Raw genomic sequence first — 6,478 nt, forward strand, 5'->3', positions numbered from 1 at the left:
TGTGACCTTTAATAAGGCCACATCGTCCTCTTTGAAAATAGGTTCAGTGAGCAGAATCAATTCTCATCGATCTTGATCCATTGCCAACCTACTTCAGAGATGGACAATTTGATTTCCCGTCTGAACGTGTGGATCAGTACGACAATACCTGTTAACTCTGTATCTTCATACTCATCAAACAGCCTTACAGTAAGGGCACGGTGTTCATGAAAAGATTCAGCCAGCGCTTGTTCGATTAATTCCATTTCCTGTGGATCCAATGTCGTTCGATCTTTCCTGCCCTCCTCCAGCTGCCGGCGGATTATTGTTTCCTTATGCTCTGGCAGCATCATCCGACTTGATTCCCATAGCCTGTTACCCTCCAGCTTTTTGCGCGTTGTCAATTGATATTCCCCCTCTTGTCTGAGATATCGAACCCCAAATACGTGTACGACCTCTGCTCACTCTCTGCTTCAACCAGCCCCCAAAGCACGGACAACTTTTGGTGATATCCTCTACATAAAAATTCAACTTCCACGCCAAGACGGGTCTTTCGCTCCTCGTACACCTTCATTCCTCGCCGACGCATGTCTTGACGTACCTGTGACAAGTCAGCTAGTGCCGCTTTCTGCAGTCGTTTAATTATGGTGTTTGTTATTACAGGCATCTTTAAGGCTGCAGCGGACAGGATACCTTGATCTTTTTCCATCACATCGAGCAAGAGAGGTAACAAGATAAAATCCTTCACTAATTTTGATTCATCTGGCTTCAGACCAATGCTTATTAATTCCACCTCTTGTTACGAGAACATTTGTTTGTACTATGTGCGAACAATAGTTCCTTTACCAATGTAAAATAGAGGAAAAGGCACGTAACTGGCAAATTAATTCTTGGACAGAAGGCGAATAGTAAATATGTGTGGTAAAGAATTAGATTTGGCGATCAAAAACTGAAGTTGGTTAATGTTAGGCTTTGGGGTGCGGACTGGGAGGGTATTCTATCGAACCACACCGTTCGTTTTAATTTGTAAAATTCTGAATAAAGAAATACATAGCTCTCACAGATATACAGCGTGTAAGTTGGCTAATATCAATAAAAAACCCTACCAGTATAACCGATAGGGTTTGAACTCTTGAGACTTCTCGTAATTCTAAACACTTACGCTTTCTTCCTTATTGTGTACTCCAAAAAAATCCTTAAGGTTATGCATTCAAAACCCCAACGTTTTTTTTGTTATTCTTCTTTCCAAACAGTATACCAATGTGTGGCTGTAGATTTGTCATCATCTATGTACCAAAAAAAGTACTCCACTCCATCAACAGTAATGTAATGTAATGGCGTAAAATAGTCTCTGCTATACTGGCTTTTCGGGTACATATAACCTGCTTTTACTTTACATGGGTTACAATATTGAGGCGTTATCTCAGATTCTGTCTGTGAGATAGAACTTGCAGATACTGGTGCTGCTACAGTCATAAAAGCTGCAATGATCGAAGAGAATATTACTAATTTTTTTCCCATCTTAACCATACTAACACCTCCCGATATTTATAAAGTTAATTCACATTAACTTTGTTTTCAATTGTAACATTTGGATATTATTGGAGTATATAGTTTTAAAGAACCTTAATTTGGTATAATCATGTTAAATGTTTTGTCGAATCTTCCATTTGTTCGAGCAACTAAGCTAGATGACATCAAGGCTACCACCATTACTTACCACCTCTCTATCACATTGCCAAGCACTATAATTCGGTAAAGAGTGTTGTTTATGTTTATTGATCCGATGTTACTCGCAACCGCACCAGCTCCTTTTTCAGATTCGCACTATATATTCGAACCAAAGATTGATGGGCATAGGCTCCTGTTCTCCCAACAGTCCGGCCGGATCCGGCTTTATACACGTCATGAGACGGAATGTACCCAACAATACCCCGAATTATTGGTTCCGTTTGATGATGACATTCTCCTGGATGGTGAGGTAGCATGCACAGTGCCAGAGGGCGTGGACTTTGAAGAAGTCAGGACCCGGTTTAAGGCTACCAAGCATCTGGTAGCGACGTCCCCAATAACATATGTGGTGTTCGATATCCTGCAGTATAAAAATCAGGACCTACGGAAGATGCCGCTGCTGCAGCGTAAAGAGATCCTTGCCGGCATACGTATGCCGAATCAGCACTTCTGCGTCATACCCTTCGTGGAAGGTGCGGGAGAAGGATTGTTTGATCAGATGGTGAACCGAAAACTTGAAGGGATGGTCGGCAAGCGGAAGAATAGCCTTTGGCGGGTTAAATTTAGAAACTGGTTCAAATCGGGGCTGTTGCGGACGCCAGTATTAACGGAACTCGTAGGATGAGAAGAAATATAAAAGAACCCCGCCAGCCTATGCCAGCAGGCTTCTTTTACCGATGCCATCGGATTACACCACTGTTCTACCGTTAATGTTAAGGCGAGTATAACCGAGCATAAAAGCCGTGATAGATTATTATTATATCCAACCACAGAAGGCACTAGAAATTATCACTAACAAGATAAAAAGAACCAAAATTGCTCCTATACCTCCACCACCAAAACCGTAACCACCTGCACAGGAACCTGCGCCAACTCCGCCTACAAATTCACTCACGAGTATTTCCTCCTTTAATTTAGAATACATCATAGCTTATGAATTAATCGTGACTTGGTAAAGGCGAAGCGGTAAATAAAACAATGAACGCAAAATGACCCTACCAGCACGTAGCCGGTAGGGTCCCGCTTTTTACAGAAACTTGTTCGTTTTCGGTTTGTCTTCCTTATCGGTGTATCCTGTTCCCTCTTTGGGATTGGAGATGATCCCGAGGATCACCGGAGGCCGAGGATTGCCATCGCTAACCCGGTAATATTTGTGCTTAATTTCTCGGAAATTTCAAACCCGAACACATTTCCAACTGCCGATACAATAAGCAGCACCGCCGCCACCAATATCCACTTTATGAGAACGGAAACGACTACGGTCCCGGTTGTGCGAATCATAAAAAAACCCCACTCGTTCGAGTCGGGTTTCCACACATCAACAGTTTATTTTCAGCACCGGACAACGTACCAAGGATGGCTTCCATGATGGGATCGGACACACCCGATGCTTCATCAACAATGAAAAGCATGTAATCCTCGTGGAAACCCTGCATGTTCTCGGGTTTGTTGGCCGTCCTGGCCGTTGCAAACCACCGCTGTTCATGGCCTATCATATAGACCTTGGTCTTGGTCCACTTCAGGAGATTCTTCACCATGGAGTTCTCCAGCCACTTGGACACCTCGGTCCAAAGAACGTCATGCAGCTGCTGTTTGGTTGGCGCCGTACATACCACTTTGGGATTCGGACGGCAACACAGAAACCAAATGACCAATGCAGCCTCAAGGCCCGTCTTCCCTACACCCTGACCAGAGCGGACACTGGTCCTCGGGAACTGAGTGACATCCATCATGACGTCACACTGCCAATCGTCTGGATCAAAGCCCATCATATCTTCAGCAAAAGCAACCGGGTCATCCCAATATAGATCAAGCAAATCAGTAACAACGTTATACGGCTTACTCATCGGCTAACGCTCCGTTTGCTTCGCTCTATGCCGCTCTGTAATCTCCTTCAGGGCTTGAAGCATCCGGCGCTCACGGATAGACAGCAGTTTTATCGCTTCATCCGCCTGTTGAATTGGATCAGTATCTACTTGATCACCAGATCCCGATCATCTTCGCCCAAAGCATCAAGCCAAATCGTTTCATACTCCCCCGTTGTAACGGCCTTCTTGTTTCTTGGCGGTCCTCCAGACCCGCCCTTATTTTACCAACTGCTCTTTTATTGCACGGGGGTGCTCCGCTGCGATTACCGACAGCGTTCTTGTTCCCTTTGGGAGCGCCACGTTTAGTAACGTTACCTTTCGATTCATTGGTAACGTTACTATTCAAATCGGGCAGTCCACTTGTCCTGGAACTTCCATTTACGAACTTGAGTCTCCCCAATAGAAAGAGCAGCAGCGATGTCCTTTAGCTTCATCGTCCCGCCGTTCCCCAGCCACATCAGTTTTGCCTTGTCCCGTTCGGGACTTCTCTCTCCAGCCATGCTACACCATCACCACCCCCGATATATCAATTGCTCAATGCTCCTTGACGCCACTATAGGTTTTGATAGACTTAACCAGAATGAACAAATCTATCAGGAGGAATCATATGAACCTTGCAACTTTTTTCCCCTATCGAAATGATGTAAGAAAGACATTAATTCCGTACTTAAAAGAACTGACCGTAGAACATCCGTACTTAAAAGAACTGACCGTAGAACAGTGGTATGGAGCACACCCCGATCACCCTAACTCAATAGCTTGGATCGTTGAACATATCGCTCGTAGCGAAGATGAATGGATCAATGTTGTTGCTTCGAAGACAGAGCTACAATTACCTCGAAAAATTGAAAGCCCCCAGCAGCTTTTACAAGCCTACATAGACATTCGGAAACAGACTGATCTCAAGCTCAATTCAATCCATTATCTTGAGAATGATCCGGCTATCCCGCTACCTACATATTCCGATGGTTGGCAACCGCCCTCTCCTCCAACTCTACGCTGGATATTTCATCATGTGTTCGATCACGAGACTTATCATGTGGGACAAATCGGAGTAATTGCCCGACTAAATGGCTTTTCAGGGCCTCTTTTCTGACAGCTTAGAATGTGTCTTTCTGTATCTCAATATCTATTTCAATCAGCTTCTTCAGGTCATCCACCGTCTTGATCTCAATCCGGCCATCTTGAAAGTCCTTTACCCACTTGGCTATGCCTGCCTTGACGATCTTCCGGTATTGCCCTTGCTCTCGAGGATACCTTCCATGACTGCGAGCTCATGCTGCATAAGCAAATCCTTATTCTCAGGTGTTCCCATCGTCGTTCCCTCGGCTTTCCGTTATGATGGAATGCGAGATAGCGGCGGAGTCGATAAATGCCGCGCGCGGCGGGCCGCTATCTCACTGGTCTATGGGGAGGACGTTACAGCGTCCTCCTTTTAATTTGCCTTAACATAAGAAAAACCGCCCAAATTAGACGTTTAACTCTAAACAATAAAGGTTTCCGAGTCAGTTCAAATATCTTTACTATCCAATTAGTCCTCGGTAGCCAAATTTGAATTTGTAATTGCTAATCTGATTTATTGAGTTATCGTGTTCCATTAGTTGAACGAGCAGCCTCACAATCTCACTTGAAATATTTAAAGGACATGTTCCGCCTCTACCTATACCCTCATAAATTATTACAAATCATTTATTAAAAGTGAGGAGTAACAAAATGAATATGACTAATCAACAACATCTTCAACATCAAACTCTTGCAACCATAAGCCCGGCTGTTAGACATGGATTACGAGAAGCCCACTACCTCGGGTATCAACATGCATTAACAGAAGCAGTTGCCATTGGATATTTAATGGGAAAAGGCTACGATTATGATACTGCTTGGAGAACTGTTGAATCTTGGTGGAGACCTCCAGGAACTCCATTACCTCAGATGTATTAGATAACCTTCCAGTTTCTTGTTATTTTGCTATTACACATTTAATGGTTTATTCTGAACAAAGAAATGAAAGTGGTCATTGAGTTTGATATCTAAGAAAATGGGCTTCGTTACTTTTATGTCTTCATACAGCGGCCCGATCTCATCCAGCAATTAGTTCCAGTAATAAAATACTGAATAGAAAAAGCGAGAAGAGTTACGCCCCGGTCATATGCCGCATTCATGCAGCGGTGCGTGTCATTCTCGCCTTTTTCTATGCTTACATACTATCACGGAAAAACCGTCATGTAGTGCTCAACATACGGTCAAATTACGTTCAGGTTGTGTTCATTTTAGAGTCAAAAAAGGCAACAAACCAAACCATTAATTAAGAAATAGTATGAACGTATGAACCCTTTGAAAAGTGGTAGTGGACCTTATCTTAAGATAAGGTCCACCGACAAAAAAATTATACGCGACGATGTTTTCTGTGCTTTTCGCACTTAACTACTGCTATTTGCCCAGGTTTAAGGATAACAACAATAACCTTTCTATGATGATGTCTCATGAGATATTCCTCCTCCCATAACAGAGTTAATATATTATATGCAGGTAGCTAAAAATGAATTGGACTAAGAAATCAGTGAAAATCACTCATTTTTCATGCTGCTTAAAACTCCGCATCATCCTGCTCAAAAAAACCCATGAGTTTCAAACTGTTGGCCATGCTCTCGGTCCCATCAGCTATCTTCCGACGAATGGTGCTGTCGCTCAGACCATGCCGGAAGAATAATAACGTCTCCTTGTAAGAGTAACCCTGCATAAATCTGAAATCGACAGCTCTCTTTGTCTCTTCGTCCTGGATCAAACTAAAAGCCCTGCGAAGCTGATGAGTATAAAACTGATACCGCTGATACACCCAACGTTGCTTCTCAATCAGAATCGTAGCATTGGCCGTCTTATCAGCATGCAGATCCTCCTGA

9 protein-coding genes and 3 pseudogenes are annotated in these 6,478 nt (G+C 43.5%); 3 read left to right on the top strand and 9 right to left on the bottom strand.

Annotation, left to right across the window (positions count from 1 at the left end; all coding sequences use genetic code 11):
- Positions 1-56 precede the first annotated feature (56 nt).
- The 3 genes from PVOR_RS25505 to PVOR_RS25515 form a co-directional block, all read right to left on the bottom strand.
- Positions 57-383: a YolD-like family protein gene (locus tag PVOR_RS25505; RefSeq protein WP_006212438.1), complete on the bottom strand. Its 327-nt coding sequence runs from the start codon at positions 381-383 to the stop codon at positions 57-59.
- Positions 380-688, bottom strand: a complete 309-nt coding sequence (locus tag PVOR_RS25510) for a hypothetical protein (RefSeq protein WP_234973100.1) — start codon at positions 686-688, stop codon at positions 380-382. The genes PVOR_RS25505 and PVOR_RS25510 overlap by 4 nt, the downstream gene beginning before the upstream one ends.
- Before the next feature lie 524 nt (positions 689-1,212).
- Positions 1,213-1,509 (bottom strand): hypothetical protein, encoded by a 297-nt coding sequence (locus PVOR_RS25515; RefSeq protein WP_006212440.1) that lies wholly within the window; start codon positions 1,507-1,509, stop codon positions 1,213-1,215.
- Positions 1,510-1,765: 256 nt separating this feature from the next.
- On the opposite strand from PVOR_RS25515, the gene PVOR_RS25520 reads away from it, so the two are divergent.
- Positions 1,766-2,335, top strand: a complete 570-nt coding sequence (locus PVOR_RS25520; RefSeq protein ID WP_234973103.1) for an ATP-dependent DNA ligase — start codon at positions 1,766-1,768, stop codon at positions 2,333-2,335.
- A gap of 132 nt (positions 2,336-2,467) precedes the next feature.
- Here PVOR_RS25520 and PVOR_RS30840 read toward each other — a convergent pair whose 3' ends face one another.
- From PVOR_RS30840 to PVOR_RS29915, 4 genes and pseudogenes are all read right to left on the bottom strand, one after another.
- On the bottom strand, positions 2,468-2,605 hold the full coding sequence (locus tag PVOR_RS30840; protein WP_006212442.1) for a hypothetical protein: 138 nt from the start codon (positions 2,603-2,605) through the stop codon (positions 2,468-2,470).
- Positions 2,606-2,820: 215 nt separating this feature from the next.
- Positions 2,821-2,991 carry a hypothetical protein gene (locus tag PVOR_RS31140; protein WP_006212443.1) on the bottom strand — a complete coding sequence of 57 codons (171 nt, stop codon included), beginning with the start codon at positions 2,989-2,991 and terminating at the stop codon, positions 2,821-2,823.
- Positions 2,945-3,557, bottom strand: a pseudogene (locus tag PVOR_RS25525) (DEAD/DEAH box helicase family protein); the annotation flags it as partial. The gene PVOR_RS31140 and the pseudogene PVOR_RS25525, both read right to left, overlap by 47 nt.
- Before the next feature lie 359 nt (positions 3,558-3,916).
- The gene (locus PVOR_RS29915) at positions 3,917-4,078 is read right to left on the bottom strand and encodes a phage terminase small subunit-related protein (protein WP_006212446.1); all 162 of its coding nucleotides are present in this window, start codon (positions 4,076-4,078) and stop codon (positions 3,917-3,919) included.
- A gap of 107 nt (positions 4,079-4,185) precedes the next feature.
- Between PVOR_RS29915 and PVOR_RS25535 the strand changes: the two genes are divergently transcribed.
- Positions 4,186-4,674: a DinB family protein gene (locus PVOR_RS25535; protein ID WP_006212447.1), complete on the top strand. Its 489-nt coding sequence runs from the start codon at positions 4,186-4,188 to the stop codon at positions 4,672-4,674.
- Between the two features lie 4 nt (positions 4,675-4,678).
- Here PVOR_RS25535 and PVOR_RS32385 read toward each other — a convergent pair.
- Positions 4,679-4,893 (bottom strand): annotated as a pseudogene (locus PVOR_RS32385) (hypothetical protein).
- Between the two features lie 404 nt (positions 4,894-5,297).
- Between PVOR_RS32385 and PVOR_RS29920 the strand changes: the two are divergent.
- Positions 5,298-5,519, top strand: a complete 222-nt coding sequence (locus tag PVOR_RS29920) for a hypothetical protein (RefSeq protein ID WP_234973101.1) — start codon at positions 5,298-5,300, stop codon at positions 5,517-5,519.
- A gap of 646 nt (positions 5,520-6,165) precedes the next feature.
- On the opposite strand, the pseudogene PVOR_RS25545 reads toward PVOR_RS29920, so the two are convergent.
- Positions 6,166-6,478: pseudogene (locus PVOR_RS25545) on the bottom strand (hypothetical protein); the annotation flags it as partial.

Source organism: Paenibacillus vortex V453 (assembly GCF_000193415.1).
Lineage (GTDB): Bacteria > Bacillota > Bacilli > Paenibacillales > Paenibacillaceae > Paenibacillus_AQ > Paenibacillus_AQ glucanolyticus.

What these genes read in the sequence shown, in the direction of transcription:
- PVOR_RS29915 (WP_006212446.1), bottom strand. Translation starts at nt 4,078, where the DNA reads ATGGCTGGAGAGAGAAGTCCCGAACGGGACAAGGCAAAACTGATGTGG.
- PVOR_RS25535 (WP_006212447.1), top strand. Translation starts at nt 4,186, where the DNA reads ATGAACCTTGCAACTTTTTTCCCCTATCGAAATGATGTAAGAAAGACA.
- PVOR_RS29920 (WP_234973101.1), top strand. Translation starts at nt 5,298, where the DNA reads ATGACTAATCAACAACATCTTCAACATCAAACTCTTGCAACCATAAGC.
- PVOR_RS25510 (WP_234973100.1), bottom strand. Translation starts at nt 688, where the DNA reads ATGGAAAAAGATCAAGGTATCCTGTCCGCTGCAGCCTTAAAGATGCCT.
- PVOR_RS25515 (WP_006212440.1), bottom strand. Translation starts at nt 1,509, where the DNA reads ATGGTTAAGATGGGAAAAAAATTAGTAATATTCTCTTCGATCATTGCA.
- PVOR_RS25520 (WP_234973103.1), top strand. Translation starts at nt 1,766, where the DNA reads ATGTTACTCGCAACCGCACCAGCTCCTTTTTCAGATTCGCACTATATA.
- PVOR_RS31140 (WP_006212443.1), bottom strand. Translation starts at nt 2,991, where the DNA reads ATGATTCGCACAACCGGGACCGTAGTCGTTTCCGTTCTCATAAAGTGG.